26 protein-coding genes and 6 pseudogenes are annotated in these 25,961 nt (G+C 69.0%); 16 read left to right on the top strand and 16 right to left on the bottom strand.

Going from position 1 to position 25,961, the window contains the following annotated elements; genetic code table 11:
• Positions 1-151: 151 nt before the first annotated feature.
• Both ACX25U_RS38650 and ACX25U_RS38655 read left to right on the top strand, forming a co-directional pair.
• The gene (locus ACX25U_RS38650; RefSeq protein WP_454387036.1) at positions 152-997 is read left to right on the top strand and encodes an alpha/beta fold hydrolase; all 846 of its coding nucleotides are present in this window, start codon (positions 152-154) and stop codon (positions 995-997) included.
• Between the two features lie 87 nt (positions 998-1,084).
• Positions 1,085-1,504, top strand: a complete 420-nt coding sequence (locus ACX25U_RS38655; protein ID WP_454387037.1) for an SDR family oxidoreductase — start codon at positions 1,085-1,087, stop codon at positions 1,502-1,504.
• A 24-nt stretch (positions 1,505-1,528) separates the two neighbouring features.
• Here ACX25U_RS38655 and ACX25U_RS38660 read toward each other — a convergent pair.
• Positions 1,529-1,780, bottom strand: a pseudogene (locus tag ACX25U_RS38660) (4-hydroxy-2-oxovalerate aldolase); the annotation flags it as partial.
• On the opposite strand from ACX25U_RS38660, the gene ACX25U_RS38665 reads away from it, so the two are divergent.
• On the top strand, positions 1,670-1,945 hold the full coding sequence (locus ACX25U_RS38665) for an alpha/beta fold hydrolase (protein ID WP_454387039.1): 276 nt from the start codon (positions 1,670-1,672) through the stop codon (positions 1,943-1,945). The pseudogene ACX25U_RS38660 and the gene ACX25U_RS38665 overlap by 111 nt on opposite strands.
• A 69-nt stretch (positions 1,946-2,014) precedes the next feature.
• On the opposite strand, the gene ACX25U_RS38670 is transcribed toward ACX25U_RS38665, so the two are convergent.
• Entirely contained in the window at positions 2,015-2,764 is a 750-nt protein-coding gene (locus ACX25U_RS38670; RefSeq protein WP_454387041.1) for an IclR family transcriptional regulator, read from the bottom strand.
• Between the two features lie 70 nt (positions 2,765-2,834).
• Here ACX25U_RS38670 and ACX25U_RS38675 point away from each other — a divergent pair, with 70 nt between their 5' ends.
• From ACX25U_RS38675 to ACX25U_RS38700, 6 genes and pseudogenes are all read left to right on the top strand, one after another.
• Complete coding sequence (locus ACX25U_RS38675) at positions 2,835-3,641, top strand: 2-keto-4-pentenoate hydratase (RefSeq protein ID WP_454387043.1); 807 nt, start codon at positions 2,835-2,837, stop codon at positions 3,639-3,641.
• A 9-nt stretch (positions 3,642-3,650) separates the two neighbouring features.
• Positions 3,651-4,613, top strand: coding sequence for an acetaldehyde dehydrogenase (acetylating) (locus tag ACX25U_RS38680; RefSeq protein WP_454387045.1), 963 nt, complete (start codon positions 3,651-3,653; stop codon positions 4,611-4,613).
• Complete coding sequence (gene dmpG / locus ACX25U_RS38685) at positions 4,610-5,635, top strand: 4-hydroxy-2-oxovalerate aldolase (protein ID WP_454387047.1); 1,026 nt, start codon at positions 4,610-4,612, stop codon at positions 5,633-5,635. Before ACX25U_RS38680 ends, dmpG begins: the two co-directional genes overlap by 4 nt.
• Before the next feature lie 188 nt (positions 5,636-5,823).
• Positions 5,824-5,985, top strand: a pseudogene (locus ACX25U_RS38690) (transposase); the annotation flags it as partial.
• 88 nt (positions 5,986-6,073) lie between these two features.
• Positions 6,074-6,712 (top strand): transposase, encoded by a 639-nt coding sequence (locus ACX25U_RS38695; RefSeq protein ID WP_454387048.1) that lies wholly within the window; start codon positions 6,074-6,076, stop codon positions 6,710-6,712.
• Between the two features lie 104 nt (positions 6,713-6,816).
• Positions 6,817-7,092 (top strand): transposase, encoded by a 276-nt coding sequence (locus ACX25U_RS38700; RefSeq protein WP_454394703.1) that lies wholly within the window; start codon positions 6,817-6,819, stop codon positions 7,090-7,092.
• Between the two features lie 287 nt (positions 7,093-7,379).
• Here the strand turns inward: ACX25U_RS38700 and ACX25U_RS38705 are convergent, their stop codons facing one another.
• From ACX25U_RS38705 to ACX25U_RS38725, 5 genes are all read right to left on the bottom strand, one after another.
• Entirely contained in the window at positions 7,380-7,655 is a 276-nt protein-coding gene (locus ACX25U_RS38705; RefSeq protein WP_454394705.1) for an IS3 family transposase, read from the bottom strand.
• Entirely contained in the window at positions 7,618-8,730 is a 1,113-nt protein-coding gene (locus ACX25U_RS38710) for an IS110 family RNA-guided transposase (RefSeq protein ID WP_454387050.1), read from the bottom strand. The genes ACX25U_RS38705 and ACX25U_RS38710 overlap by 38 nt, the downstream gene beginning before the upstream one ends.
• 483 nt (positions 8,731-9,213) lie before the next feature.
• A complete protein-coding gene (locus tag ACX25U_RS38715; RefSeq protein WP_454386658.1) occupies positions 9,214-10,308 on the bottom strand; it encodes an IS110 family RNA-guided transposase in 1,095 nt (364 codons plus the stop codon).
• A gap of 107 nt (positions 10,309-10,415) precedes the next feature.
• Positions 10,416-11,192 (bottom strand): IS3 family transposase, encoded by a 777-nt coding sequence (locus ACX25U_RS38720; protein WP_454387051.1) that lies wholly within the window; start codon positions 11,190-11,192, stop codon positions 10,416-10,418.
• Entirely contained in the window at positions 11,189-11,476 is a 288-nt protein-coding gene (locus ACX25U_RS38725; RefSeq protein WP_454387053.1) for a transposase, read from the bottom strand. The genes ACX25U_RS38720 and ACX25U_RS38725 overlap by 4 nt, the downstream gene beginning before the upstream one ends.
• Before the next feature lie 194 nt (positions 11,477-11,670).
• On the opposite strand from ACX25U_RS38725, the gene ACX25U_RS38730 reads away from it, so the two are divergent.
• On the top strand, positions 11,671-12,087 hold the full coding sequence (locus ACX25U_RS38730; protein WP_454387055.1) for a VOC family protein: 417 nt from the start codon (positions 11,671-11,673) through the stop codon (positions 12,085-12,087).
• Here ACX25U_RS38730 and ACX25U_RS38735 read toward each other — a convergent pair.
• Positions 12,084-13,069 (bottom strand): annotated as a pseudogene (locus ACX25U_RS38735) (IS5 family transposase). The gene ACX25U_RS38730 and the pseudogene ACX25U_RS38735 overlap by 4 nt on opposite strands.
• Positions 13,070-13,450: 381 nt before the next feature.
• Here ACX25U_RS38735 and ACX25U_RS38740 point away from each other — a divergent pair.
• Positions 13,451-13,525, top strand: a complete 75-nt coding sequence (locus ACX25U_RS38740) for a 50S ribosomal protein bL37 (protein ID WP_138044330.1) — start codon at positions 13,451-13,453, stop codon at positions 13,523-13,525.
• A 195-nt stretch (positions 13,526-13,720) separates the two neighbouring features.
• Here the strand turns inward: ACX25U_RS38740 and ACX25U_RS38745 are convergent, their stop codons facing one another.
• Both ACX25U_RS38745 and ACX25U_RS38750 read right to left on the bottom strand, forming a co-directional pair.
• The gene (locus ACX25U_RS38745; protein ID WP_454387056.1) at positions 13,721-13,870 is read right to left on the bottom strand and encodes a DUF7660 family protein; all 150 of its coding nucleotides are present in this window, start codon (positions 13,868-13,870) and stop codon (positions 13,721-13,723) included.
• A gap of 64 nt (positions 13,871-13,934) precedes the next feature.
• A pseudogene (locus tag ACX25U_RS38750) lies at positions 13,935-15,131 on the bottom strand (IS110 family RNA-guided transposase).
• A gap of 348 nt (positions 15,132-15,479) precedes the next feature.
• On the opposite strand from ACX25U_RS38750, the gene ACX25U_RS38755 reads away from it, so the two are divergent.
• Entirely contained in the window at positions 15,480-16,325 is an 846-nt protein-coding gene (locus tag ACX25U_RS38755; protein WP_454387058.1) for a hypothetical protein, read from the top strand.
• A 150-nt stretch (positions 16,326-16,475) separates the two neighbouring features.
• Here ACX25U_RS38755 and ACX25U_RS38760 read toward each other — a convergent pair whose 3' ends face one another.
• Complete coding sequence (locus ACX25U_RS38760) at positions 16,476-16,889, bottom strand: hypothetical protein (RefSeq protein ID WP_454387060.1); 414 nt, start codon at positions 16,887-16,889, stop codon at positions 16,476-16,478.
• Positions 16,890-17,092: 203 nt separating this feature from the next.
• On the opposite strand from ACX25U_RS38760, the gene ACX25U_RS38765 reads away from it, so the two are divergent.
• Entirely contained in the window at positions 17,093-17,296 is a 204-nt protein-coding gene (locus tag ACX25U_RS38765) for a SpoIIE family protein phosphatase (protein WP_454387061.1), read from the top strand.
• A 214-nt stretch (positions 17,297-17,510) separates the two neighbouring features.
• Positions 17,511-18,587, top strand: coding sequence for a fatty acid desaturase family protein (locus ACX25U_RS38770; RefSeq protein ID WP_454387063.1), 1,077 nt, complete (start codon positions 17,511-17,513; stop codon positions 18,585-18,587).
• Positions 18,588-18,982: 395 nt separating this feature from the next.
• Here ACX25U_RS38770 and ACX25U_RS38775 read toward each other — a convergent pair.
• From ACX25U_RS38775 to ACX25U_RS38785, 3 genes and pseudogenes are all read right to left on the bottom strand, one after another.
• Positions 18,983-19,521, bottom strand: a pseudogene (locus ACX25U_RS38775) (GNAT family N-acetyltransferase).
• Positions 19,497-20,752: pseudogene (locus ACX25U_RS38780) on the bottom strand (IS256 family transposase). Before ACX25U_RS38780 ends, ACX25U_RS38775 begins: the two co-directional pseudogenes overlap by 25 nt.
• A gap of 1,296 nt (positions 20,753-22,048) precedes the next feature.
• Positions 22,049-23,164 carry a glutathione-independent formaldehyde dehydrogenase gene (locus ACX25U_RS38785; RefSeq protein ID WP_454387065.1) on the bottom strand — a complete coding sequence of 372 codons (1,116 nt, stop codon included), beginning with the start codon at positions 23,162-23,164 and terminating at the stop codon, positions 22,049-22,051.
• Positions 23,165-23,246: 82 nt separating this feature from the next.
• On the opposite strand from ACX25U_RS38785, the gene ACX25U_RS38790 reads away from it, so the two are divergent.
• The gene (locus tag ACX25U_RS38790; RefSeq protein WP_454387067.1) at positions 23,247-23,828 is read left to right on the top strand and encodes a helix-turn-helix domain-containing protein; all 582 of its coding nucleotides are present in this window, start codon (positions 23,247-23,249) and stop codon (positions 23,826-23,828) included.
• Positions 23,825-24,379, top strand: a complete 555-nt coding sequence (locus ACX25U_RS38795) for a transposase (RefSeq protein WP_454387069.1) — start codon at positions 23,825-23,827, stop codon at positions 24,377-24,379. The genes ACX25U_RS38790 and ACX25U_RS38795 overlap by 4 nt, the downstream gene beginning before the upstream one ends.
• 675 nt (positions 24,380-25,054) lie before the next feature.
• Here the strand turns inward: ACX25U_RS38795 and ACX25U_RS38800 are convergent.
• Positions 25,055-25,480: a hypothetical protein gene (locus ACX25U_RS38800; protein WP_454387071.1), complete on the bottom strand. Its 426-nt coding sequence runs from the start codon at positions 25,478-25,480 to the stop codon at positions 25,055-25,057.
• Positions 25,477-25,938, bottom strand: coding sequence for an IS200/IS605 family transposase (gene tnpA / locus ACX25U_RS38805; RefSeq protein ID WP_454386451.1), 462 nt, complete (start codon positions 25,936-25,938; stop codon positions 25,477-25,479). Before tnpA ends, ACX25U_RS38800 begins: the two co-directional genes overlap by 4 nt.
• Between the last annotated feature and the right edge of the window lie 23 nt (positions 25,939-25,961).

Consider the following 25,961-nt stretch of genomic DNA (forward strand, 5'->3'; position numbering starts at 1 on the left):
AGAGGATGCAGGACCAGTCATGCGAACGCAAGGGTGGAGAATCACGAATTTCAGTGGCTGGTTGAGCCTTGTGACAGTGCTGACGCAGCCTTAAATTGTAGTGATCGATTCAGGACAATCCGCAGCCCTTGCGAGCGCGAAGGAGTCGCCCATGACCACCGTGACCAGCAGTGACGTCTCCGTCGGAGACGTCACCTACCGGCTCCACCAGACAGGGACCGGGGCCAAGGAGGCCCTCCTCTTCCTCCACGGCTCGGGACCGGGGGCAACGGGAACGTCCAACTGGAAGGCCGTCATCGAGGAGCTCGGCGAGCGCTACTACTGCCTCGCGCCGGACATGATCGGCTTCGGCGACTCGACCCATCTCGAGGACCCGCCGACCGGCATGGGCCCGCTCAACCTCATCCAGGCCGACACCCTGTGGGACCTGCTCGACGAGCTCGGCGTGGAGAAGGCGCACCTCGTCGGGAACTCGATGGGCGGGATGATCGCACTCCGCATGGCCCTGAGCCGGCCGGAGCGCGTCGGCACCATGCTGCTCATGGGATCCGGTGGCGCGCCGAACCTGCCGATCACGCCCGGGCTGGAGCACCTGCGCACCTTCTACGCCGACCCGACGCCCGGGCAGCTCCAGAAGCTCCTCGCATCCTTCGTCTTCGACATGGACACGCTCTCCGGGGTCGTCGACCGCGTCGTCGCCGAGCGCATGCCCTACATCGAGCGGGCCGATGTGAAGCGCTCGCACGCCGCGATGTTCGCGCCCGGCACGCAGCCGCCGGCCTTCACGGTCGAGGAGCTCACCTCACTGCCGCACAAGACCCTGTGCGTCCACGGCCGCGACGACATCATCGTCCCCGTCGAGTCGAGCACCTATCTCGCGAAGACGCTGCCGAACGCGACGCTCCACATCATCCCCAAGTCCGGTCACTGGACCCAGATCGAGGCGCACGACGTCTTCGTCCACCTCCTCGAGGATCTGCTGCACGGCCGGATCTGAGGTGACCTCGGCCGGGGCCCGTAGCCCGTGGGGTCACGGGCCTCGCCCTGTCCAGAGTGCGGGCGGTCGGCGACCGATGCGGGCGACATGTGCTGCGACGACACTCCCGCGACGGCGGCCATGACGGAGGTATCCGGGGCGATCGACTCGTTCCTGCACCACCAGATCATCAAGCGTGCAGGGGAGCCCGAGGACATCGCCCACGTGGCCTTGTTCTTCGCCTCCGACGAGGCTTCCTTCAGCGCGGGGCGGAACCTGGTCGTGGTCGGCGCGCCAGGTCGCACCGCTGGGCGGAAGATCGTGCGGGAGACAGTCCCAGCGGTGATCACCCGCTCGATCAGCGCCCACCGCTCGTCGGACAAGCCACTGGGGTATGGCTTGCGCTCACCGTCCCGCCACCCCGGCAGACCTCATCCCGCCGACCAGGCCGGACCGCCCGCTCTCACACCGTCAGGTGAAGACGAAACGGACGTCAACTCATGTATCGCCCTCTCGGGGCGGGTGTGATGCGCACCCGCCCCGACCACCACGTCAGACCGACGAGGCTTGTGACACGAGGTCGAGAGCGATATCGGTGATCATGTCCTCCTGGCCGCCGACCATCTTGCGGCGTCCGACCTCGACGAGGATCGCGCGGGTGTCGACGCCGTAGCGCTCGGAGGCCCTTTCGGCATGGCGCAGGAAGCTGGAGTACACGCCCGCGTAGCCGAGCGTCAGCGTCTCGCGGCCGACCCGTACCTCGCGGTCCTGCAGCGGCCGTACGAGATCGATCGCGGCGTCCATCTGCATGGTCGTGAGGACCGGATGCTGCCGGTGGCAGTCGGCTATTACCTGGCCGAGAACCTTCCCAACGCCCAGCTGCACGTGCTCCCGCACGCCGGCCACTGGATCCAGATCGAGCAGGCGGTCGGCTTCACCGCACAGGCGAAGCTCTTTCTCGCCGAGTAAGGCTTCAGCGGTTCGAGGGCCCCGGAGCGATCCGGGGCCCTCGTTGGTTTGACGGGAGCTGCGGCAGTGTCAGCGGCCTCGGCGCGCGAGCGTGGCGCCCAGCGCTGTTGCCGCGGCACGCACGGCGGTTTCGTGGGATTCGGGGCGGAAGCGTCCGACGGGGCCGGTCACGCTGACGGCGGCCACCACTGTCTGCCCGTCGGGCTTGAGGACCGGCGCGGCCACACAGAGCAGGCCGGGCGTCGATTCCTCCCGTTCGTAGGCGACACCGGTTTCGACCGCCTTCGAGAGCTGCCTGCGCAGGATGCCCGGCGCGATGACGGTATGGGGCGTGCGGCGCTCGAGAGGGCCGGTCAGTACGGCGGCCTGCTCGTCCTCCCCGGCATGGGCCAGCAGCACCTTGCCGATCGCGGTGCAGTGCATCGGCATACGCCCGCCGGTGCGCGACGGCGCCTTGGCCTGGCGGTGTCCGCCGATCTTCGCGATGTAGACGACCTCATGGCCCTCGCGCACGCCGAGGTGCACCGTCTCGTGGGTGCGCTCGTAGAGATCCTGCAGGAACGGCATCGCCAGCTCCAGCAGGGTGCGCTCGGTGGCGGCGCGCAGGCCCAACTCGAAGAGGCCGCGGGAGAGCTGGTAGCCGTGGGCGGTCTTGTCGAGCAGCCGGTGGTGGACCAGGTCTCCGGCCACGCGGTGGACCGTGCCCTTGGGCAGACCGGTACGCCGGACCAGCTCGGCGAGCGGCAGCACGGAGTCGGCCGGGCCGAACGCGCGCAGGATCGCCAACGCCTTGCCCAGGACGGTGTCGCGATCCTCCATGTCCAAGAGCGTACCGCTGAGTGGAACGCCGGCGTGGAGTTCGCTCCGCCCATGCCGCAGATTGGGCACCATGCCCGAGACCCAGCCCGCTGTCGGCACCGACAGCATCGCCGCCGCCGCGGCCCGGCTCCACAAGGCCGCGGCCACCGGCACCCCTGCCGCGCCCGTGCGCGACCTGATCGGCCCCGACGACGTCGAGGCGGCGTACGCCGTGCAGCTGCGGCTCACCGCCGAGCGGATCGAGGCCGGCGCCACCGTTGTCGGCCGGAAGATCGGCCTGACCTCCGTGGCCGTGCAGGAGCAGCTCGGCGTCGACCAGCCCGACTTCGGCGTCCTCTTCGACGACATGGAACACGCGGACGGCGCGGTCGTGCCGGCCGGCGCGATCCTCCAGCCGCGGGTCGAGGCCGAGATCGCCTTCGTGCTCAAGGCCGACCTGGCCGAGGGGCCGCTCGACGACGTCCAGGTGCGCGAGGCCATCGACTACGCCGTGGCCGCGATCGAGATCTGCGGCAGCCGCGTGGCCGACTGGGACATCAGCTTCGGCGACACGGTCGCCGACAACGCCTCGGCCGGCGGCTACGTGCTCGGCACGCAGCGGGTGCCGCTCACGGGCTTCGACCCCGTCGCGGCCGAGATGACGATGGCGATCGACGGCGAGACCGTCTCCACCGGCAGCGGCGCCGCCTGCCTCGGCGACCCGGTCAACGCCGTCGTCTGGCTCGCCCGCCAGGCCCGCGAACTGGGCGCGCCGCTGCGCGCCGGCCAGGTCATCCTCTCCGGTGCCCTCGGCCCGATGCGTCCCGTGAGGCCGGGTGCCGCCGTCCACGCCACTGTCACCGGCCTCGGCACGGTGTCGGTCACCTTCTCCGAGTAAGGAGTGACGATGAGCAAGACGAAGGTCGCCATCATCGGGTCGGGCAACATCGGCACCGACTTGATGATCAAGGTCATGCGCAACGCGCGGCACCTCGAGATGGGGGTCATGGCCGGCATCGACCCGGCCTCCGACGGCCTGGCCCGCGCGGGACGCTTCGGGTTCGAGACCACCGCCGAGGGCGTGGACGGGCTGCTGAAGTCGCCGCAGATCGACGAGATCGGCATCGTCTTCGACGCCACCTCGGCCGGCGCGCACACATACAACGACGAGAAGCTGCGCCCGCTCGGCCTCCGGATGATCGACCTGACACCGGCCGCGATCGGGCCGTACGTCATCCCGGCGGTCAACCTCGACGAGCACCTCGACGCGCCCAACGTCAACATGGTCACCTGCGGCGGCCAGGCCACGATCCCGATCGTGGCCGCGATCAGCCGGGTCGTCCCGGTGGCGTACGGCGAGATCGTCGCCTCGATCGCCTCCAGATCGGCCGGCCCCGGTACGCGGGCGAACATCGACGAGTTCACCGAGACGACCTCCGCGGCGATCGTGGAGGTCGGCGGCGCCCAGCGGGGCAAGGCGATCATCATCCTCAACCCGGCCGAACCGCCGCTGATGATGCGTGACACCGTCTTCGCGCTGGTCGCCCTGCCCGAGGGGGAGGACGGCGAGACCGCGAAGGCGCAGATCACCGAGTCGATCGAGAAGATGGTGGCCGAGGTCGCCGCGTACGTCCCGGGCTACCAGATGGTCCAGGAGGTCCAGATCAGCGAGATCCCGGCCGACCAGCCGGTCGAGACGCTGCTGACCGACGGATCGGACACGCGGCCGACCCACCAGGTGTCGGTCTTCCTCGAGGTCGAGGGCGCGGGCATGTACCTCCCGGCGTACGCCGGAAACCTCGACATCATGACCTCGGCCGCGGTGCAGATGGCCGAGAAGATCGCCGCCGCGAAGGAGACCGCGAAGTGAGCACCCCGATCTTCGTGCAGGACGTCACCCTCCGCGACGGGATGCACGCCGTCCGGCACCGCATCACGCCCGACGACGTCAAGCGCATCGTCGTGGCGCTGGAGGAGGCCGGCGTCGACGCGATCGAGGTCGCCCACGGTGACGGCCTCGCCGGCGGCTCGGTCAACTACGGCCCCGGCTCCCACACCGACTGGGAGTGGATCGAGGCCGCCGCCTCGGTCATCGACAACGCCCGCCTCACCACCCTGCTGCTGCCCGGCGTGGGCACGATCCACGAGCTCAAGCACGCCTACGACCTCGGCGTCCGCTCGGTGCGCGTGGCCACGCACTGCACCGAGGCCGACATCTCCGCCCAGCACATCGCCGCGGCCCGCGAGCTGGGCATGGACGTCTCCGGTTTCCTGATGCTCTCCCACATGGCCGAGCCCGAGCAGCTCGCCCGGCAGGCCAAGCTGATGGAGTCCTACGGAGCCCACTGCGTCTACGTCACCGACTCCGGCGGCCGGCTGACGATGAACGACGTCGCCGCCCGGGTGCGCGCCTACCGCGACGTCCTCGATGCGGCCACCGAGATCGGCATCCACGCCCACGAGAACCTCTCGCTGTCCGTCGCCAACTCGGTGGTCGCGGTCGAGAACGGCGTCCGCCGCGTCGACGCCTCGCTCGCCGGACACGGTGCGGGCGCGGGGAACTGCCCGATCGAGGCGTTCATCGCGGTCGCGAACCTGTCGGACTTCAAGCACAACTGCGACCTGTTCAAGCTGCAGGACGCCGCGGACGACATCGTCCGCCCACTGCAGGACCGACCGGTCCGGGTCGACCGCGAGACCCTCACACTGGGCTACGCGGGCGTCTACTCCAGCTTCCTGCGGCACGCGGAGATCGCCTCGCAGCGGTACGACGTCGACGTACGCGACATCCTGATGGAGTGCGGCCGGCGCGGCCTGGTCGGCGGGCAGGAGGACATGATCATCGACATCGCCCTCACCCTCGCGTCCGGCCGGCAGGCGCTCTCGCTCTAGCTTGACTCTGTCGGGGATCTTGGAGTTTCCCGGTGCGGCAGCATGATCAACGGGCATGCTCGGGGCTGTTCCGAAGGCCGATGCAGTTGTCGAGGTGCCCGTTGTCCCTCCGTCCCCGTTCCGGTGAGCAAGTCCCGTCTCTGACTGCGTAGGTCGCGCGGGCGAGCAATCCGGGCGGTACGACGGCGATGGGGGTGAGAGACCGGCTCGACGGGCTGTGGTGCGACGAGGATTTCACCGACTGGTACCCGCGCGACGGGCGCCCCGGCCTCTCGCCCGCCCAGCTGGCCACCGTCTGCGTGCTGCAGTTCCTGCTCGGCCTGTCGGACCGTCAGGCTGCCGAGGCGGTGCGCTGCCGCATCGATTCCACATACGCCCTGGCCCTGGAGCTGGACGATCCCGGCTTCCACGCACCTGGTCGACGGCGGCTACACCTCTTTGGTCCGCCTGGAACGAGCCGAGCGCGAACACCAGGTCACCCTCAGCGGGCCACTGCCGGGCAACCCCACCCGCCAGCACCGCAGGAACGAAGGCTTCGACCGGGACGACTTCCGCATCGACTTCGACCGCCGGCAGGTCACCTGCCCCCGGGGCCAGGTCGGCCAGGGCTGGCACGGCCCCTACCCGACCTCCTCACCCACCGCGGCACCGCTGATCGTGGCGCGGTTCACCAAGAGTCAGTGCCGGCCGTGTCCGGCCCGCCCCCGGTGCACCAGCTCCCGCGAGAGCGCCCGGAACGTGGGCTTTCCCCCGCGCGAACTACGCGACCTGCAAGTCCGCATCCGCACCGAGCAGCAGACACCCGGCTGGAAGGCCCGCGACACGGTCCGCTCCGGAGTGGAGGGCACCATCAGCGAGTTCGCCCACGGACACGGCATGCGCCGCTCCCGCTACCGAGGACAGCCGAAAGCCCACCGGCAACACGTACTCACGGCCATCGCCGTGAACATCGAACGCCTCAGCGGCCGGTCAGCGACCGAGGAAACCTCTTCATCGAGACCGCCCACCGCCTTTCAGGCCTTCCTGGACCAGAAGGACATCCCCCGGCCGAAGTCCTGGCGAACCCTCGGCAGCTGACCCTGGCGCCTTCAAGATCCCCGACAGAGTCGACACGGGTCATCGAGCTCTGCACCTGCCCGCCCGAGGGTGCGACGGTCGTCTGCGCCGACGAGCTCGGCCCGGTGATCCCCCGTACGTTCCCGTCGGCGCCGGGCTGGTCGCCGGACGGCCACCGCATCAAGTCCGAGGTCGACTACGGTCGTGGGCCGGAGAAGACCTGGGTCTACGGCGCCTTACGCGTGCGGGACGGACACGAAGTCACCATGACCGCCTCCTTCCGCAACAGCGCCTTCTACCAGCAGTTTCTTCAGAAGATCGAGGCAACCAATCCTGTCGGCGACATCTACGTCGTCACCGACAACCTGTCCTCGCACAACAGCCTGTCCACCTGCACCTGACTGGAGGACCACCCCAGAATCCGGCACGTTTTCATCCCCGTCGGCGCCTGCTGGCTCAACCTTCAGGAAGGCTGGTGGCGCATCTTCCGCAGGCCGCCCTCGCAGGACAGTCATTCGCTGGGCCACCCGAGATCGAACAAGCCACCCGCCTGGCAACACGCCAGCTCAACGCCCGAGCCCGGCCCTGGACATGGGGCAGGCCTGCACCACCCACCAGGCGCTTACGCCGCCGATATGTGTACATCCTGGAGTTGCCCCGGTCTGACAGACACTGATGGGCTTGCGCGCTATGCGGCTGCGTAGAGCACTCTATGTGGTGTCTTCGCGGCGTGACGACGTTCGTACTCGGCTGGGCTGAGCTGGCCGTTCGCCGAATGGCGGCGCCGGGGATTGTAGAAGCCTTCGATGTAGGCGGAGAGGGCCTGCTCGGCGTGGTGTCGGGTGGGGAAGGCGGTTCGGTCGATGAGTTCGGTTTCCAGGGAGGCGAAGAAGCTCTCGGTGACGGCGTTGATGCCCCTATGGATGTCAAGCGACGCCTCGGGCTGGTCCCGTGTCGTTTGCAGCGGTGTTTGTGGGGGCGATGAGTCGGTAGATCTCTCGTGCGACGTACCGCTTGAGGCAGCGGATGATCTCGCGCTTGGTCTTGCCCTCCGCGAGGCGTCGCCGCAGGTAGTCCTGGGAACGGCCCTCCCAGCGCAGGCGGCTGAGGACGATCCGGAAGAGGGCGGCGTTGGCCTGGCGGTCGCCGCCTCGGTTCAGTCTGCGGCGCTGGGTCTTGCCGGAGGAGGCCTCGACCGGGCTGGTGCCGCACAGGGCGGCGAAGGACGCCTCACTGTCGAGGCGTTCGGGGTTGTCACCTGCTGCGATGAGCAGGGCTGCTGCGCCGTCCGGGCCAACACCGTGGACGTCGAGCAGGCCAGGAGCACTCGCTTTGATCGCTTCGGTTATCCGCGTGTTGAGGTCGTTGATCTCCGCGGTCAGGTTCTGGATGCGGCGGGCCAGCAGTCTCAGGGTGTGCCGTGCGGCCCCTGCCGGCCCGGAGAGCCCTGAGTCCTCCAGCTCGGCGCACTGCTTGAACAGCTTCGGGTTGCTCAGCCCGGCCAGGGACTCACGAAGTTCGGCATCGGCGCAGACCAGGACGCTCTTGAGCTGGTTGATGGCCTGAGTCCTCGACTTGGTCGCGGACCCCTTCGCCAGCTTGAACAGCCGCAGCATCTCCACCGGACCATCACTCGTCTTCGCCGTGGCAGTGGCGCGACCGGACAATACGGCGCGGGCGGCGGCTTCGGCATCGATGGCATCGGTCTTGCCGTGACGCCGTCGGGCGGCCTTGTCGGGCTGGTTGACCTCGGTGACCTCAATGCCTTCGGCCCGCAGGTGCCGCGTGAGGGCGGCTCCATAGGAGCCGGTGCACTCGACCCCGGCTCGCCGCAGCATGCCGAACGAGCGGGCCCAGGAGACGAGTTGACGATAGCCCTCCGCAGTCGCCGGGAAGCTGCGGCCGTCCAGAGCGGCGCCGAGCGTGGTGATGACGGCTGCGGCGTGGATGTCCTTGTGGGTGTCCACCCCGAGCAGAATGTCCTCCTCGGCTTCGGCCGGGACGTGACGTGGGGCCGTGGGCTGCATGATGCTGGGCAAGGTCGCCTGTCTCCTGATCGCCTCGGGTGCTGGTGGCCGTCGCCGGGCCGGGGCGGTCAAGACTGTGACGGTGCCTGTCGCGAAGGCCCCTATCGGGACACGTCCCCTGCCCGGCGGCAGCGAAGGCCGCTCCAGGCAGTGGCCGACAGATCAACGCCAAGGCAACAACGCCAGTCGAAGCACGGGTCAGGCCACCGCCCGAAGCGGTACCTGACCATCCTCACAGTCGAAGCACGAGCCGGTGCGGCCGGTGGAGGGCCGGATGCCTGCTTCCTCGCATCGCTGACTGAACGTCAGACTCGTGTATTGGGAGCCCTTGATGCTCTCCTGTGTGTCAACCTCCTGGGATCGGCCCATTGCCGGGAGCGCCCGAGCCTGAAGGATGCCGGGCCGGGCTGGGCTGTCAAGGGCGCCTGCGGCGTCGCTGCGCGATGGGCTTCGCCCACCCTGGACAGCACCGGCCTCCGGCCCGGGAGGGGCTGGCTATCGGGCGGTCCGGTAGGTGCGGCGTCCGGTGGTGGCCCGCCGACTGGCGTCCTGTTTGATCAGGTAGTACGCCTCGCGGGCGGTGTACCGCTTGAGACAGCGGATGATCTCCATCTTCGACTTTCCCCCGGCCGTCCGGCGCTCCACGTACTTGCGCGTCCGGTCGTCGACGCGCATGCGGGTGACCACGGCCAGGTGCAGGGCGGAGTTCGCCTGCCGGTCACCGCCGCGGTTGAGCCGGTGGCGCTGGTGCAGGCCCGAGGAGGCCGGCAGCGGGGCCACTCCGCAGAGCTTGGCGAAGCGGGCCTCGCTGCTGCAGCGGTCGGGGTTGTCGCCCGCAGTGACCAGCAGTTGGGCGGTGTTCTCGATGCCGAACCCGACCGCCGCCAGCAGGCCGGGAGCGAGCTCGCGGACCAGCGGGGCGACCATCTCGTCCAGGTCGGCGACCTCGTCGTCGAGTTCGAGGTAGCGCCGGGCCAGGGATTTCAGCGCGATCCGGGTGGCGGCGACCGGATCGCGGAAGGCACTCTCGTCCGGCCGCCAGGCCGCGCAGGTGCGGATCAGCTGCATCCGGGTCAGGTTGCGGACCTGGTCGCGCAGTTCCTCGGGGGCGGAGACGATCTGGCAGCGCAGCATCTGCAGGGCGACGCGGCGGGACTTGACCGCCGTGCTGCGGGCCACCCGCAGCACCCGCAGCGACTCGACCATGCCGGTGCGGGTCTTGGGAGTGACCGTGCGCCGTTCGGCCAGGGCCGCGTGGGCGGCGTTCTCCGCGTCGAGGGTGTCGTCCTTGCCCCGGCGACGGCGGTCCGAGCGGTCGGGCCGGTCGACCTCGAGGACCTGGACGCCGGCCTGGTCCAGGTGGCGCAGGAGCCCGGCGCCGTAGGAGCCGGTGCCCTCCACCCCGATGCGCCGCACGTCCCCGAAGGTGCGCATCCAGGCGAGCAGGGCCCGGTAGCCGGCCCGGGTGGTGGAGAAGGAGGCGGTGCCCAGGACGCGGTCGTCGGTGTCGACGACCGCGCCGACGTGCAGGTCCTTGTGGGTGTCGACGCCCCCGATGACGAGAGGGGACGTGAGTGGGATGCTGGCCATGTCGGCCTCCGAACGGTTGTGTCCGACTGGTTCCGGGGTCGGCACGGGCTCGTCGAAGGCGGCGGACACGACAGTGATGGGACGCCTCTGGCCAGGCTCTCCTCAGGTCACGGCCGTCGGCGAGGCGGGTGCCTCGCCGGGATGCCCCGGGCCACCGACAGATCCGAGGAAGGACAGCGCGGTCGGTCGGAGTGCGGGTCAGGAGGCCGCGGGGCATCCCGGCACCGGTATCCTCGCGCGTCCGTCGCTGTGCGGGCCAGGAAGCCCGGGGACATCCAGCACTCCACATACTCACTGTCGCTGTGGTGCACGAGGCCGGGGCGGGGTCTGCGGGCCGTGACTGCCATGGCGAGGGCATCGGTGACCAGCTCGGTTCGCATGTGGTCGGCCATCGCCCAGCCGACGATGCGGCGGGAGAACAGATCCATGATCACGGCGAGGTAGAGCCAGCCCTCGCCGGTGGGCACGTAGGTGATGTCGGCGGTCCAGCGCAGGTTCGGCGCGCTGGCGGTGAAGTCCCGGCCGATCAGGTCGGGAGCCGGCTGGGCCCGTCGGTCCTGGCGGGTCAGTGATGCCCTGCCGGTGCGGCGGTGCACGCCGACCAGCCCGGCCTGGCGCATCAGGCGAGCGACACGCTTGCGGCCCACCTTCAGGCCGTCGATCTCGCGCAGGTCGGCGTGGATGCGCGGGGCGCCGTAGGTGCCGTGGGACCGCTCGTGGTGCCCGCGGATCTTCTCGGTGATCTCGGCGTCCTCGCGCCGTCTGCGGGACGGGCCGCGGTCGCGCCAGGAGTAGTAGCCCTGCCGCGACACACCCAGCAGCCGGGCCATGAGGGAGACGTCGTGGTGTGCCCTGTTCTCGTCGATCAGCCGGTAGCAGATCACCGGCTGGTCTCCCGGACGAAGAAAACCGTGGCCTTGCGGAGGATCTCCTTTTCCTCGCGCAACTGCTTCACCTCACGGCGCAGCTGGGCGAGCTCCTCCCTTTCGTCGCTGGTCAGTCCCGGGCGTTCCCCGGCGTCCACGCGGTCCTGGTTGGCCCAGGTCCGGATGGTCTGCGCGGACGGCTCGAACTCCTTCGCCAGCTCCTCCGGCGAACGGCCGGCCCGAACCAGCTCGACTATCTGGCGACGGAACTCCGGCGGGTAGGCCGGACGCGTCCTCGGCACGATGAACTCCTCCTTGCGGGACCCAGTGTCCCAAAGCGAAAGGTTGTCCATCAAACCGGGGCAACTTCATCCTTTGAGGAATCCAGCACTAGATGATCGATTCCAAGGGTTGGTGGTCGTAGTGATCCCGGACTTGCCGGACGGGCGGCGCGGCCCCATAGGCTGAGCCCCCGTCCGCACTGTCTGGGGGAGTAATGACCAGTAGGTTCACCGAGTTGGTTGTCGACTGCCACGATCCGGAGCGGCTCGCGGCCTTCTGGTGCGCGGTCCTGGGCTTCAAGGTGATCGACCGGAGCGAGGGCAAGGTCGAGATCGGCTCCTGGGTGCCGACCGTCGAGGAGGTCCGGGCCCGCCAGATGCCGCCCACCCTGGTGTTCATCCGGGTGCCCAAGGGCAAGACCGTGAAGAACCGGCTCCACCTCGACGTCAGCCCGATCGACGGCAGTACCGAAGACGAGGTGGCCAGGCTGCTCGGCCTCGGCGCCGCCACGGTGGACGTGGGCCAGGGCCCCGGCCGGAGCTGGGTGACCATGGCCGACCCCGAGGGCAACGAGTTCGACGTCCTGCGCACCCTGGCACCGTCCAACTACATGATCGCTCCCAAGGGTTAGCGGTCGTAGGCGGTCAGTGAGCGCAGGACGGGCTGTCCGCTCTGGTCGTTGTGCCAGATGGCGGTGGTCAGCGTGAGGATGCGCTGCATGACGCGGGCGACGACGCCGGCGGGTGCGCGGCCGTGGTGCCGTTCCAAGTCGAGCTGGCCCTTGAAGCTCTCGTTGACCGACTCGATGACCTGCCGCAGTGGTTTGAACAGCTCGGCTCCGGGCCGCTCCGGTTCGCCCTTGCGGGTCGGCCGCAGCAGCCGGATGCCGTGCTCGACCTTGCGCTCGTAGCGGCGGTGGAGGCAGCGGCAGCCGGCGAGCCAGGCCATGGTGCGTTCGATGGTCCACCGGTGCCGTCCGAGCCGCTGCGAGGTCTCGATGCCCTTCCGGGCGATGCGATGCCGGATGCCGCGCCGGGCCAGCCATCGCCGCAGGTGGGCGTAGTCGTAGCCCTTGTCGGCGTGAAGCTTGCCGGGCCTGCGCCGACGGGGCCCCCGGCGGGAGCGAATGGGCGGAATGCCCTTTACCAGCGGGATCAGGGCCTGGCTGTCGTGGACGTTGGCGCCCGAGATTCCGACGGACAGGGGCAGACCGGTCCGCTCGGTGATCAGGTGGATCTTCGAGCCGTACTTGCCCCGATCTACAGGATTCGGGCCTGTCAGGTCCTCCTTTTCAGGGCCCGCATGTTCACCGAGTCGATCGCGCACCTCGACCAGTCCAGATCGCCGCGGGAGCCGAGTTCGTCGAGGACCAGGCGGTGCAGCTTGGCCCAGACCCGGGCCTTGGTCCACTCGGTGAACCGGCGGTGCGCCGTCGCGCCGGACGGCCCGAACGACTCCGCCGGCAACTGCTGCCACGTGCACCCCGACGTCGCCACGAACACGATCGCGGCCAGCACCTCCCGGTCGCCGTGCCGGCGCCGGCCGCCGCCCTGAGGCCGCGTCGGCGCCTCCGGCACCACACGCTGGAACAGCTCCCACAACTCATCCGGCATCAGCCGCTCAACGATCCCTGCCACGGCCGACAGCCTACCCAGCCAAATGAGATGACCTCTTAGGAGTTCGATCAGGCACCTTCTGCGGCTGGTCGTCCTGTAGTCGTCGGCGCCGCGCCCAGCTGCCCCGCTCCGCCGTCATCGGGTGCCGTTGATGTCAGGCGTAGATGTCAGGCCCGGCCCTGGACTCCGCTCATGGCCGACGGTACGCAGACCGATCGACACCCGGCTTCGGGTCCCTCCTGAGCGCCAGATAGGCGGGGTACTCAGGATCGCCCACCTTCATGACGGCGAAGGAGCTCCAGCTCCGCTGATGCGTACTCCACGGGCCAAATTTAGACTGACGAAGGCGCGGAAAGTCCTGAATTAGGGAGACATCCCATGTCCAAGCGAGGCAGTAAGCGACGCGGACGTAAGAAGAAGAAGGCCAACCACGGCAAGCGTCCCAACGCCTGAGCCGTCGACTGTGGTCACACCGGTTGCCGTACTCCGCTTCTGTACAGCACCAGGTTGCAAGATCGCGTATACGGATGGTCGCTGACCTGGCGTGACGGTGACCTGCGTGTTCCTGGGTCGCTCGCCGCCCTTCCCCGGTGTTCCCCGCCGGTCGCCGCTCGGTCGGGCAGGCAAAGGGCACGATGCCCACCGGGGCTATTCGTAGACCCGAGCGGCAGTCAGGGCACGGGCGAAGAATGTCCAGTCACCTTCAGGCGGCAGGTCGTGCCCGAAGTTCCGGTACCACCCCGGAGACGCAACGCCCCAGGCTTCTAGGGTGCGTTTCAGAAGTGGATCTTTACACATCAAGATCCACTTCTGAAACGCACCCTAGTCGAGGGACCGAAACCCTGGCTTCCTAATGCTGTTGTCAAGCTGCCGCAGTCGTCGGTGGCGCCACTTCGTAGCACCGTCGGTCACGGATCAGGGCCCAGATGACGTTGACGCGTCGACGGGCGAGGGCGAGCACGGCCTGGACATGCTTCTTCCCTTCAGCGCGTTTGCGGTCGTAGAACTTCCGCGAGTTCGGGTCGTAGCGGACGCTGACCAGCGCAGAGGTGTAGAAGACGCGCTGGAGCCGTCGGTGATGGACGAGCGGCCGGTGCAGGTTGCCGCTGACCTTGCCCGAATCGCGTGGTCGGGGGGGCGACGCCGGCGAATGCCGCCAGGGCGTCCGGGGAGTCGAACTCGTCCAGGCTGCCGCCGACAGCGGCCAGGAACTCGGCACCCAGCACGGTGCCGATGCCGGGGACGCTCAGGATGATGTCGGCGAGCTCGTGCTCGCGAAACCGGCCCTCGATGAGCTTGTCCATCTCGGCGATCTGCTCGTTGAGGGCCATCACCTCCTCGGCCAGGGTGTGGACCAGCTTCGCGATGGTCTTCTCCCCGGGAATGGCGGTGTGCTGGCGCTCGGCGGCCTCGACCGCAGCCTCGGCCAGGGCTCTGGCATTGCGGACCTTGCGGTTGGCCAGCCACTTCGTCAGCCTCACGGTTCCCGCCCGGCGGATCGCGGCCGGGGTCTGGTAGCCGGTCAGCAGCTTGAGCGGTCCGGTGTTGGTGACCTCCAGGGCCCGTTCCAGGGCCGGGAACATGCTCAGCAGGGTGCCGCGCAGGCGGTTGACCACGCGGGTGCGGTCCTCGACGAGGTCGGCCCGGCGTCCGGTCAGCAGTTTGAGTTCGACGGCGGCTTCGTCGCCGGGGCGGATGGGCCGCAGGTCACGGCGCATCCTGGCCTGGTCGGCGATGACGTAGGCGTCGCGGGCGTCGGTCTTGCCCTCGCCGCGGTAGCCGTCGGATGCCCGGTTCACCAGCCGGCCGGGCATGTAGAGGACCTCCTGGCCGTGGTTGACCAGCAAGGCGGCAGCAACGCGGGCTCTCCGCCGGTCATATCGATGGCCCACGTGACCTCACGGCCGTCCGCCAGATCCAGGACGTCACCAATGAGCTTCAGCAGCTCGGGCTCGTCGTTGGCCACCCGCCGCGACAACAGCGTCTTGCCGTCCGCGTCCAGAACAAGGCCGTGATGGTGGCCCTTGCCGCTGTCGATCCCCGCCCATATCCGGCTCATCGTGCTCCTGACGTGCGTGTTCGTACTGCTCGTGCCACGGACGACTTCGCCGGCATTGCTCTGCACAGCGACTTGTTCGCACTTCCTAATCGGCGGCCGAGTCGTCGTGGGGCGCTGGGCGGCGAAGCCAGGGAAGCCACGAGACGGCAGCCGCCTGATAGCCACACCCAGCACCCCTGGGCGACCCAACCCTACGAATGGCTCGATCAACCCGATCAAGAAGGTAGAGCCGCCTGATGCCCCGCATCCCCGACCCCGACGAGGACGACCGCGATGACCCCGGACGCGCGGCCTGCGGCGGGCCTGGTCATCGCAGGGATGTCAGTGGCATGAGGTTGACTGCCGGCCGTGGGAACCAATGCATTCGTCGACAGCGTCTGGCGCCTCATCAACGGGAATCCCCCCAATCTGGATGAACCCGTCATCCTGAAGGCCCCGCAGGGCACGGACCTGCACGAACTCGTCGCGGAAATCGGCCAGTGGGCGGGGCAGCACCGGAACCTGGCAGCGGGTGGGTTCGTCGATCCGTCGCTCACCGAACGCACCGGCCTGCCTCTGGCCGAGCCCTTCGGGGCTGGGGAATTGCTGGAGATGCGGGGCTGGGGCTACCGGAACCGCTGGGTCGGGTGCGGCCTGGTCGCGTCCCCGGACGGCCCACGGGCTGTCGCCGTGATCACCCACCGCGAGGACCCGGCGGCTGCCGGTTTCCCGCAAGGCGCGTCCTGGGCCGAGAAGCTGCGCATCGTCACCGGCTGGGAACCGATACCCAAGCCGCGCGTGGACTGGCCCGCCATCGAGGCCGACCTCGGCACACGGCTACCCAGCGACTACAAGGAGGTCGTCGACCTGTTCGGCGCGGGCAGCTTCGACGAGTACTTCGAGCTCGCCGTGCCCGGCGGCCCCGGCGCCGACCGCAACCCGTGGAAAAGGTACGGCTACGGCCCCGACCTGGCATCCGGCGGACTCGTGCCTTGGGGCTGGTCAGAATACGAGCTCGGACTCATGTGGTCGACGGGCGCGACCGATCCTGACGAGTGGACCGTGGTCACGCAGTCGGAAGGCGACGACGAGCAGCAATTCGATTGCGGAGCTGGTGAGTTCATCCTGCGCATGCTCACAGATGTGCAGTTGGGATACCCCATGAGTCACGCCTCCGGGCACTTCTTCGTGAGCTATGGCCCGCTGCACTCCTGACAGCGATCCCGAGCCGGGTGTTGTTCCGGGATCGGCGGGGCGAACTATCCACAAGATTTGACTATTGCTCCCCAGTGCCCGCTGACATGAGAAGCCGTCCACATACCTTTCGACAGGTATGCAGACGGCTCTCAGTTGGCCACACCTCGTCTACGCCTGGATCCACCGCCTCAGCGCCTCGACCGTGTCCTCCGGCGTCGTGTTGAAGCACAGCCGGATCCCGGGTGCCGCCTCGGTGAGGAGGTTGACCAGCCGCTCGAACAACAGGGTGTTCCCCGGCAGCATCCGCACGCCACCACCGATCATCGCCAAGCCGAACGCGTGCTCCTGGAGCTGCTCCCGGACAGTCGCCTCGGCGCGGTCCGGAGAGATGTCGATCAGGCACGGAACAGCATCGAACCCCGCTTCGCGCAGCGTCGCGTTCGCCGCCTCGATCCGGGCAGTGAGCACCGCCTCGTCGACACCGTCGGGCATCCGGCTGTAGTCGAGCGCACTCGGGTGCAGACCGATGGACAGTACCTTCGTGTCGCCCGGCAGGGGAGTCGAGGTCGTCGGTCGGCCCATGGACGGTGTCCTCTCTGCTCACGTCACGCTGATCTTCCCGGTGTATCACGGAAGTTGGGCAGAGGGCCCGCTCGGTTCGAAATCGGTAGACGATCTCGGCTGGCTCCCGAGCGCAGCTCAGATCCACAGATCCTGACAATTGCTCTACTCCACTGGCTGAACTCAGCTTGCGGCCTCGGGCGCGAGTAGGTTCGAAGAGAACAGTGGCGCTCTACACCGACGGCCTGGTCGAGGTCCGTGACCAGGCCCTCGACACCCGGCTGGAGACGCTGCTCGGCCGGCTGGCCGGGCCCCAGCTCCCTCTGGAGGACAGCTGCGACCTGCCGCTGGACGCTTTGTACCATTCCGACGCCCACGACGACGTCGCGCTGCTGATCGCCCGCGTCCGCCAGGCCTCCCTCCAGTGAGCGCCACGGACAGGGCGTGCCCTCCGAGGCTTCTGTGAGGCTTCTGGCGGAGGCGACTCGGTCCGGCACGCGGCTCCGGACGAACCGGCGAATGCCCAGCTCAGGGGGCGCAGGGGTGGGGACAACCCCCTGATATGGAGGGGGCTCGGCCCCCCACGAGGCCTACGGCCGACAGGCTGGTGGCGGTGGGACGGCCGTAGCCAGACTCGCCTGCATGACGATTTCCTCCGATGCCACGGTCACGACCGCCCCGGCCGCCGTGCGGCCCCGCAGACCCCGCCCCGACGCCGGCAGCGACTTCGCCCGGCTGTCGCAGCGCATCACCGAGGCGGGTCTACTGCGACGGCGCCCCGGTTACTACACGGTGCGGCTCGGTCTGGTGACCGGACTGCTGGCGGCGGGCTGGGCGGCCTTCGTCGCGTTGGGCGACACCTGGTGGCAGCTGGCGGTCGCCGCCTTCATGGCCCTGATGTTCGGCCAGGTCGCTTTGGTGGCTCATGACTTGGCGCACCGGCAGGTGTTCCCAAAGCGCCGCGCGAGCGCGATCTGGGGCCGGCTCTTCGGCAACCTCGGCATCGGCATGAGTTACGGCTGGTGGATGAACAAGCACACCCGCCACCACGCCAACCCCAACCACGAGGAACTCGACCCCGATGTCGCCCCGGACATCCTGGTGTGGTCCACCGAGCAGGCCCGCAACAGCAATGGTCTGGCCCGATTCATCGGCGGCCACCAGGCGTTCTTGTTCTTCCCGCTGCTGACGCTGGAGGGCTTCAACCTGCACGTGGCGAGCGTGCGGGCGCTGCGCTCACCGTCGATGAAGAGCCGCCTGCTGGAGGGCACACTGCTTTTCCTGCACATGGCGGCCTACTTGTCCGCGCTGTTCCTGGTGCTCTCCCCCGGCAAGGCCGTGGCGTTCCTCGCCGTGCACCAGTGCCTGTTCGGTGTGTATCTCGGCTGCACGTTCGCCCCGAACCACAAGGGCATGCCCACCTTCACCGGCGACGACCGCCCCGACTTCCTGCGCCGCCAGGTACTCACCTCCCGCAACGTGCGGGGCGGCCGGCTCACCGACGTGATGCTCGGCGGGCTCAACTACCAGATCGAGCACCACCTGTTCCCGAGCATGCCCACTCCTCATCTACGGCGGGCCCAGGTCGTCGTACGCGCGTACTGCGCCGAAATCGACGTGCCGTACCACGAAACCAGCCTGATCCAGTCCTACCGCGAGGCACTCACCCACCTGCACCGAGTGGGCGAGCCCATCAGACGTCAACGCAAGGCATCGTGACGGCAGGACGACACGCGGCGCCGCGGGCACGGGCACCCCTGTGTCGACCAGGACTGAACCCGCCTACCCGTCGTCAGCACCGCTCCGCCTGCGCCGCCGCAGCGGTGCTGTCACCCACATCGTCAGCCCGACAAGGGACACGATCACCGCCCCTCCGACGACGGTGGGAACGGCCGCCATGAGAAAAAGGGTGAGCAGCATTTCAGCCCACGTCGGATCCTCACCCATCGTACTCCCACCTTGCGCCATGATCGTCATGACGCCGACGAGCAGCGATCAGTTCCCGAGGCCTCCGGCCGTCCGCCGTACGTGGGAGGCCGGAGGCCTTTCCACTCACGGCAGAGAGCAAGACATTCGTCCGTTGAGTAATAGTCAAGATCTGTGGATCGTTGAAGTTATCGTCTGATGCCCTGGTGCCATCGGATCTCGCCTTCGTGCCATTGGTCGGTGGGCGTGAGCCCGGCGGCAGTGGCGACGGCGGCGGATGCCCGATGTTCGGGGTGGATGTGGGCGATGACGGTGTGCACGGGCTGCCGGCTGAGCCAGGCGACGAGCCCTCGGGCTGCTTCGGTGGCGATGCCTCTTTGCTGCCACGGGGCCCCACCACCCAGGCGATCTCGGCGAGGAGGCCGTGGCCGGAGGGGTCGACCGTCGCCTGGACCGTGCCCGTCAGGCAGGACTCGTCACGGAGCCGGATCACCCAGTTCAGCCAGAACACGGCCGGGTCGGGAGAGCCTGCGGTCATGCGCTGGTAGCGCGAGCGCAGGGCTTGCGGGGTGTCCGGAGTGCCGCCGATGAAGGTGTGCAGGGCCGGATCGGACAGCACGGCGGCCATCTCCTCGGCGTGCTCGACGCCCAGCGGCAGCAGGTCCAGCCGCCTGGTGCTGATGGCCTGGGCTGCGATGGTGCTCACGCCGCGACCGCCTCGGTGCATTCGACGAGGTGGCCGCGTTCGAAGCGGGCTCCGGCACGGACGAGGGCGACAAGATGGGGCGCGTTCACCGCCCGCCACCGTTGCTGGGCGGACTCGACGAGTTTGAAGACCATGGCCAGGGCGGCGGTGCGCGAGCCGGCGCCGCGGGTGACCTTGGTCCGCAGCCGGACCGTGGCGAACGTGGACTCGATCGGATTCGTGGTCCGCAGATGGATCCAGTGCTCGGCCGGAAAGTCGTAGAACGTCAGCAGCTCGGCCTGGTCGTCGGTGATCCTCTTGACGGTCTTGGGGAACTTCGCGCCGTAGAGCTGCACGAACGTTGTGATCGCCGCCTCGGCGTGCTGCTTGCCCTCGGCGTTGTAGATGTCCTGGATGGCCTTCTTCGCGCCGGGCTGCGCGGACTTCGGCATGGAGTCGAGGACGCTTGCGGTTTTGCGAACCCAGCACCTTTGCTCGCGGGTGGTGGGGAACACCTCGGCCAGCGCCTTCCAGAAACCCAGGGCGCCGTCGCCGACCGCGAGGACCGGGGCGCGCATGCCCCGGCGGGCACAGTCCCGCAGCAGGTCAGCCCACGACTCGCCCGATTCACGGTAGCCGTCCTTGAGGACGACCAGCTCCTTGGAGCCATCGGCGCGGACCCCGATGAGCACCAGAACGCAGGCTCTGGCTTCCTCCAGGCGGACGTTGAGGTGGATGCCGTCGGCCCACACGTAGACGTAGTCGACCTCCGTGAGGTCGCGGTCCATGAAGGCGGCGTGGTCGGCCTGCCACTGCTGGGTCAGCCGGGTGACCGTGGCCGGGGAGAGCCCGGCGGAGGAGCCGAGGAACTGCTCCAGGGCGGGCACAAAGTCGCCGGAGGACAAGCCGTGCAGGTAGAGCAGTGGCAGCACCTCGCTGATCTTCGGGGACTTGCGGCACCACGGCGGCAGGATCGCAGAGGAGAACCGCTTGCGCTCGCCCGTGGCCTCGTCGACGCGCTTGTCGTTCACCCGTGGCGCCTTCACCTCGACCACGCCGGCCGCGGTGGTGACCTGGCGGGCTGGTGATAGCCGTTGCGGACCACCAGGCGGCGCCCCTTGTCGTCGCGCTCATCGGCCAACTCGGCTATATAGGCGTTGACTTCGGCCTCCAGCGCGGCGGCCGGCATCCGCCGTGCGCCTTCCCGGACGATCTCATCCAGCAGCGAACTGCCGCTTGGCGTGCTGCCGTCCTCGTTGACTACCGTAAGCACGGGCGTGCCTTCCCGACCGACGCGGCAACGTCGGCCTTGCTCGATGACCTATCGATCGATCCATCGGGAAGGTGCACCTCCTTCCGTCAGGAGTGATCCACAGGTACTGAGCATTGCTCCGCGGCCACTGCGGGCAGCGCACTGGCGGGGCGTGCCGGTGGAGGTGCTGGCGGCACGGATGCGGCTGTCGTCCGGCTGGGTGCGGCAGGTACTGAACGGGCGCAAGCCGGCCGTGGAGGAGGCGGCGTAGCCCCGCGTGCCGGACAAGGTGACGCGCGCCCGGCGAAACAGCAGAGGCCCTCACCCGGTTGGGCGGGGGCCTCTGCCCACTTCTCGTGGCCTGGCTCGCTCACTGTGCGCCTTGAACAGCTCGACGATTCCATCCAGCTCGTCGGGTTCGGCTCGATCGACGAGGATCTTGGCGACGGCTTCCCCGTCGTTGTAGGGCATCACAGCGTAGGTGACGTCCGGGGCGTTCGTAGTGCATGTCGTCGCTGATGAAGGCGATACCGCGCATGCCCGCTCAACGTTGCAGCGGGCCGCCCGTCACGCGGCGTTAGGCCGTTCGGCGAGCGGCGGCCGGATGGTCTCGAGGTGTAGCAGCGGGGCGGAACCGTCCGGCCGCCTTCTCGATCAGCGGGGCTCGGTCACGGTGCCTCACGGAGCTTGAAGCGAGCCGCAAGCTGATCGGCTTGGCGCACGCATAATTCCGAATCTGCATTGATCTCGGAGCCGCTGAACCGGATGAGCCGCCATCCGTGGAGATCAAGCTCGCGCTGGTACGCGACGGCCGCGGCTGGAACACCTGCCGCCTGGGCCACTGACCGGCACGGCCGGGTTCAACTGGCTGCGCAAGGCTGTGACCTGCTGTGGTCGGGGCCATGGTCGGGGTTTCGGGGCTGTGGTCGGCCCTGTGGTCGGGGTGGTGGGCAGCGGCTGCGCCAGGGCGTGTAGTGGCTGCGCGGGGTGTCTACAGCCGGGAGTGGCTCCAGCTCACGGTGCCGCCGGGGTCCCGGACCGGGCGCCACACGGGCTCGGCAGGGCCGCCTTGCAGCACGTCGACCAGCGGCGCCGCCAGGACGGGGACGTGTCGCGCAGGAAGCCGGCCAGCGCCGGGTCCGGCGATACTGGGCTGCTTTGAGGTCGTCGCCCTGGACGACGCCCTCGTCCGCGGCCGGCGGCGGTGTGCCGCCGGCCGCGGACGAGGGCCGGGGGCGGCCGGGAGGCGTGTTGCCGGGCCGGTGTCTCATTGCGGTGGGCGCCGGCCCGGGTCGGTTGCTTCCGGCGCCTTTGTGTTCAGCGGGTGCCGCCGTCGGGGTGCAGGACGACCTTGGTCCATCCGTTGTCACGGGCGTCGAAGTGCTGGTAGGCCTCGGGGGCCCGGTCCAGGGGGAGTTCGTGGGAGACGATCCAGGACGGTGTGGCCTTGCCCTGCTGGATCAGTTTGCACAGCTGGCGGTTGTAGTCCTTGATGTTGGCCTGCCCGTTGCCGACCGACTGGCCCTTGAACCAGAACAGGCCGTAGTCGAAGGCGAATTCACCCTGCTTGTACAGCTTGTCGGGGCTGCCGGGGTCCTGGGGGATGAACATGCCGACCACGCCGATGGTGCCGGTGAACTTCACCGACTCCACCAGGCTGTTCAGCGTCATGTTGGGGTGCTCATGGCCCTGGGGGTCGTGGGCCTGGTAGCCCACGCACTCGCAGCCCCGGTCCGCCCCGAGCCCGTTTGTGTGCTCGTTGACCTGGTCGACGGGCGAGGTCTTGGAGTCGTCGATGGCAATCGCCCCGATCTGCTCGGCCAGCGCGAGGCGGTCCGGGTGGCGGTCCACGACCATGACCTTGGATGCGCTCTTGAGGTTCGCCGACAGTGCGGCCATCAGGCCGACCGGACCGGCACCGTAGATCACCACGGTGTCGCCGGGCCGTACCCTGGCGAGCTCCGTGCAGTGCCAACCGGTGGGGAAGACGTCGGAGAGCATCACGTAGTCGGTCTGCCGCTCCCGGGCCTCTTCCGGCAGGACCAGGCAGTTGTGGTCACGGTAGGGCACCCTGAGCAGTTCGGCCTGCCCGCCGCTGTACGGACCCATATAGGCGAAGCCGTAGGCGGCACCGGCCGTCTTCGGGTTGTCGGCAGTGGTCAGGCAGAATGCGGTCAGCCCCTGCTCGCAGTTCTGGCAGAAGCCGCAGCTGATGTTGAACGGCAGGCAGACCAGGTCCCCGACCCTGACCTTGTCGACCCCGGAGCCGACCTCGGTCACCTCTCCGAGGTTCTCGTGGCCGAAGATCCGTCCTTGTTCGAAGTCGGTGCGGCCCTCGTACATGTGCAGGTCCGAACCGCAGATGTTGGTGCTGGTGATCCTCACCAGCACATCGGTGGGCCGTTCGATGCGCGCGTCGGGGACATCCTTCACGCTGACGGTGTGCGGTCCTTCATAGTGCTGCGTTCCTCAAGGTGGGCGTATGTTCGGTAGGGGGCGTGGGCAGGAGGGCGCCATGCCGAAGTTTCTGTATGCGCGACCGCCGGCCGATCCGGTCGAGGAGCGGAAGGTCCGCAAGCTGGCGGGGGCCCGGCATGCGCCGGGCGACTGGATCCTGCGGGCCCGGATGATCGAGGCCAGCTGGCGGGGGCTGCACACCACGGCGATCGCCGCCGAGCTGGGCTGCCACCCGCAGACGGTGCGGGAACGGCTGGCGCGGTTCAACGCCGAGGGCCTGGACGGGCTCGGCGACCGGCCGATCAGCGGGCGCCCGCGCCGGCTGACCGAGGCCGAGCGTTCGGCGATCATTGCCCTGGCCCGCGGCGACCCGCCCGGGCGCCCGGTGCCCGGCCCCGACGGCGCCCTTCAGGCCGCCGACGAGGCCGGGGCGCCGACCTGGACGCTGGATACGCTCACCGCGGCCGCCCGGGAGCGCGGTATCGACGTGCACCGCAGCCAGGTGCGCAGGATCCTGCTGGCCGAGCAGGTGCGCTGGCGCCGTACCCACTCCTGGGCGACCAGCAAGGACCCCGACTTCGCCCCAAAAGAACGGCGGTCGTCGGGCTCTACACCGACCCGCCGCCGTGCTCCACGGTGATCTGCGCCGACGAGCTCGGTCCGGTCATCCCGCGCACCTTCGCCCCCGCGCCGGGCTGGTCCGTGGGCGGGCACCGGATCAAGGCGCCGCTGGAGTACGCCCGTGGCCGGGAGAAGACCTGGGTGTACGGGGGCCTGCGCATCCGCGACGGCCAGGAGGTGACCTTCTGCGCGCCGCGGCGCAACACCGCCGGCTGGCTCCACCTGCTGCAGGAGATCGCCCGGGCCAACCCGCGGGGCCAGGTCTACGTCGTCGCCGACAATCTCTCCAGCCACACCAGCGGCCCCGTCCGCAGGTGGCTGAGGAAGCATCCGAGGGTCCATCAGGTCTTCATCCCCGTCGGCGCGTGCTGGCTGAACCTGGCCGAGGGGTGGTGGCGGATCTTCCGCAAGACCGCGCTGGCCGGGCAGACCTTCGCCGATCCCGACGAGATCGACCAGGCCACGGCCCTGGCCACCGCCCAGCTCAACGCCCGTGCCAAACCATGGGTTTGGGGACGCTCCCCGCCACCGCACCGCCGACTACGCCGGAAGTTCGTCTACCGGCTTTGAGGAACGCAGCAATAGACAACGGCCTTCATGGCTTCCCCTTGGATTGCTTCGCCGCACGATGGCCGGCATGCAGGTGCTGCGTGTGGGATCGGGGCACCCTGGTATGACTCAGGTGGCGGGAGACCCGCGCGCGGGCTCGTCCCGCTCGGGCGCCGGAAGAGTTCTGTGCCCCGTAACGCCCTCGGCCTTCGGTGACCACTGCCGCGCCACCGCTCTTCCACCCTCCCACCTCCATCAGGCCTGTCAACCTGTGGACGGAGCGCCCCGGGGGAGCCTGTCTGTGGGAGGCCCGGGAAGAAAGAGGCCCACTCGTGGCGGGGCGCCCCTGCCTGGTCTGCGCGGACGGAGCCGGGAAGCACGCGCCACCCTCCACGCCCGGTGTCAGTGCCCGGTGGTGGTGCGGGCGCGGGTCAGGGCGGCGAGCGGGTCGGGGTGGCGAGCGGGTCGGGGTGGGCGGGGGCGCAGGGCCGCCGGTCGGTGCGGCCCGCGAGGGCTTCGCGGGCGTAGGGGTGCCAGCGGCCGTCGGGGCCGTAGCGGAGGGATGCCTTCGGCGTCCGGGGCCAGGCGGTTGTACCGGGTCCTGACCGGCACCGGCTCGTCGGACTCCGCGAGCGCGGTGCGGGGCGCGGTGTGGGCGGTCGTGAACAACGTGGAGATCGCTTACACCCCCGACCCTCAACCATGGGGCCCTCGGGACAGCCCGGTGACCGGGCCTCGGCCGTGGTCTGTCCGCGGCTGCTCTCCGGCTTCGTCCCCGGCGGGCGGGCATCCGGTCTCCGGTCGCGGGCTCCCCGAGAGAGCGGCGGCGACCCCCTGTCGGCCTGCCGCCGCGGCCGCCCGGCCGGGCGGCCGCCGACGGTTGATCGTGCCACCAGGGACGTAGCGCCGCCGCCACTCCTCCTGCCCGGCCAGCCGGCGCCGTGCGACCGGCACCGGCGTGTAGTGGTACAGGCGGGCGTAGGCGCTGACCTTGGCGGCCAGGCGCTCGGGGCCCGTGGTGGCCTGGTCGACCTCCACGAACGCCCGCAGCATCGCCCCGCCGGCGCCGCCGTCACGGCCGCGCCGGTTACCGGGACTCTTGCAGAAAGCCCCGGCGTTCACGCCGGGGATGAATGCATCTCAAGACTGCTCTGACGTGCACCTTGGAGCGGGCGTTTTTGCTGCTCGATGTACTGGCGGACGATCGCCAATGGTGCTCCGCCGCACGATGCGGAGAAATACGAGGGCGACCACAGGTGCCCGTGCATGATGGCGCGATTGATCTGGCCGGTGAACTCCTGCCGTATCCGGCGAGCGGAGACACCCTTGAGACTGTTGACCAGCTTCGAGACGGCGACCTTGGGCGGGTAGTGCACCAGGAGGTGGACGTGATCGCGTTCGCCGTTGAACTCCTTCAGTTCCGCCTCGAAGTCCTCGCACACCTTCCGCATGATCTCTTCGCAGCGTGTCAGCATCTCGTCGTTGAACACCCCGCGCCGGTACTTCGTCACGAAGACCAAGTGCACATGCATCGCCGAAACAACGTGTCTGCCACGCCTGTAGTCGTTCTGTCCATCCATGAGACCAATCGTAGTAAAGTCTT

The sequence above is a fragment of the Streptomyces sp. JNUCC 63 genome (genome assembly GCF_054366325.1).

What these genes read in the sequence shown, in the direction of transcription:
- ACX25U_RS38650 (WP_454387036.1), top strand. Translation starts at nt 152, where the DNA reads ATGACCACCGTGACCAGCAGTGACGTCTCCGTCGGAGACGTCACCTAC.
- ACX25U_RS38655 (WP_454387037.1), top strand. Translation starts at nt 1,085, where the DNA reads ATGTGCTGCGACGACACTCCCGCGACGGCGGCCATGACGGAGGTATCC.
- ACX25U_RS38665 (WP_454387039.1), top strand. Translation starts at nt 1,670, where the DNA reads ATGGCGCAGGAAGCTGGAGTACACGCCCGCGTAGCCGAGCGTCAGCGT.
- ACX25U_RS38670 (WP_454387041.1), bottom strand. Translation starts at nt 2,764, where the DNA reads ATGGAGGATCGCGACACCGTCCTGGGCAAGGCGTTGGCGATCCTGCGC.
- ACX25U_RS38675 (WP_454387043.1), top strand. Translation starts at nt 2,835, where the DNA reads ATGCCCGAGACCCAGCCCGCTGTCGGCACCGACAGCATCGCCGCCGCC.
- ACX25U_RS38680 (WP_454387045.1), top strand. Translation starts at nt 3,651, where the DNA reads ATGAGCAAGACGAAGGTCGCCATCATCGGGTCGGGCAACATCGGCACC.
- ACX25U_RS38715 (WP_454386658.1), bottom strand. Translation starts at nt 10,308, where the DNA reads ATGGCCAGCATCCCACTCACGTCCCCTCTCGTCATCGGGGGCGTCGAC.
- ACX25U_RS38730 (WP_454387055.1), top strand. Translation starts at nt 11,671, where the DNA reads ATGACCAGTAGGTTCACCGAGTTGGTTGTCGACTGCCACGATCCGGAG.
- ACX25U_RS38745 (WP_454387056.1), bottom strand. Translation starts at nt 13,870, where the DNA reads ATGTGTAAAGATCCACTTCTGAAACGCACCCTAGAAGCCTGGGGCGTT.
- ACX25U_RS38760 (WP_454387060.1), bottom strand. Translation starts at nt 16,889, where the DNA reads ATGGGCCGACCGACGACCTCGACTCCCCTGCCGGGCGACACGAAGGTA.
- ACX25U_RS38770 (WP_454387063.1), top strand. Translation starts at nt 17,511, where the DNA reads ATGACGATTTCCTCCGATGCCACGGTCACGACCGCCCCGGCCGCCGTG.
- ACX25U_RS38790 (WP_454387067.1), top strand. Translation starts at nt 23,247, where the DNA reads ATGCCGAAGTTTCTGTATGCGCGACCGCCGGCCGATCCGGTCGAGGAG.
- tnpA (WP_454386451.1), bottom strand. Translation starts at nt 25,938, where the DNA reads ATGGATGGACAGAACGACTACAGGCGTGGCAGACACGTTGTTTCGGCG.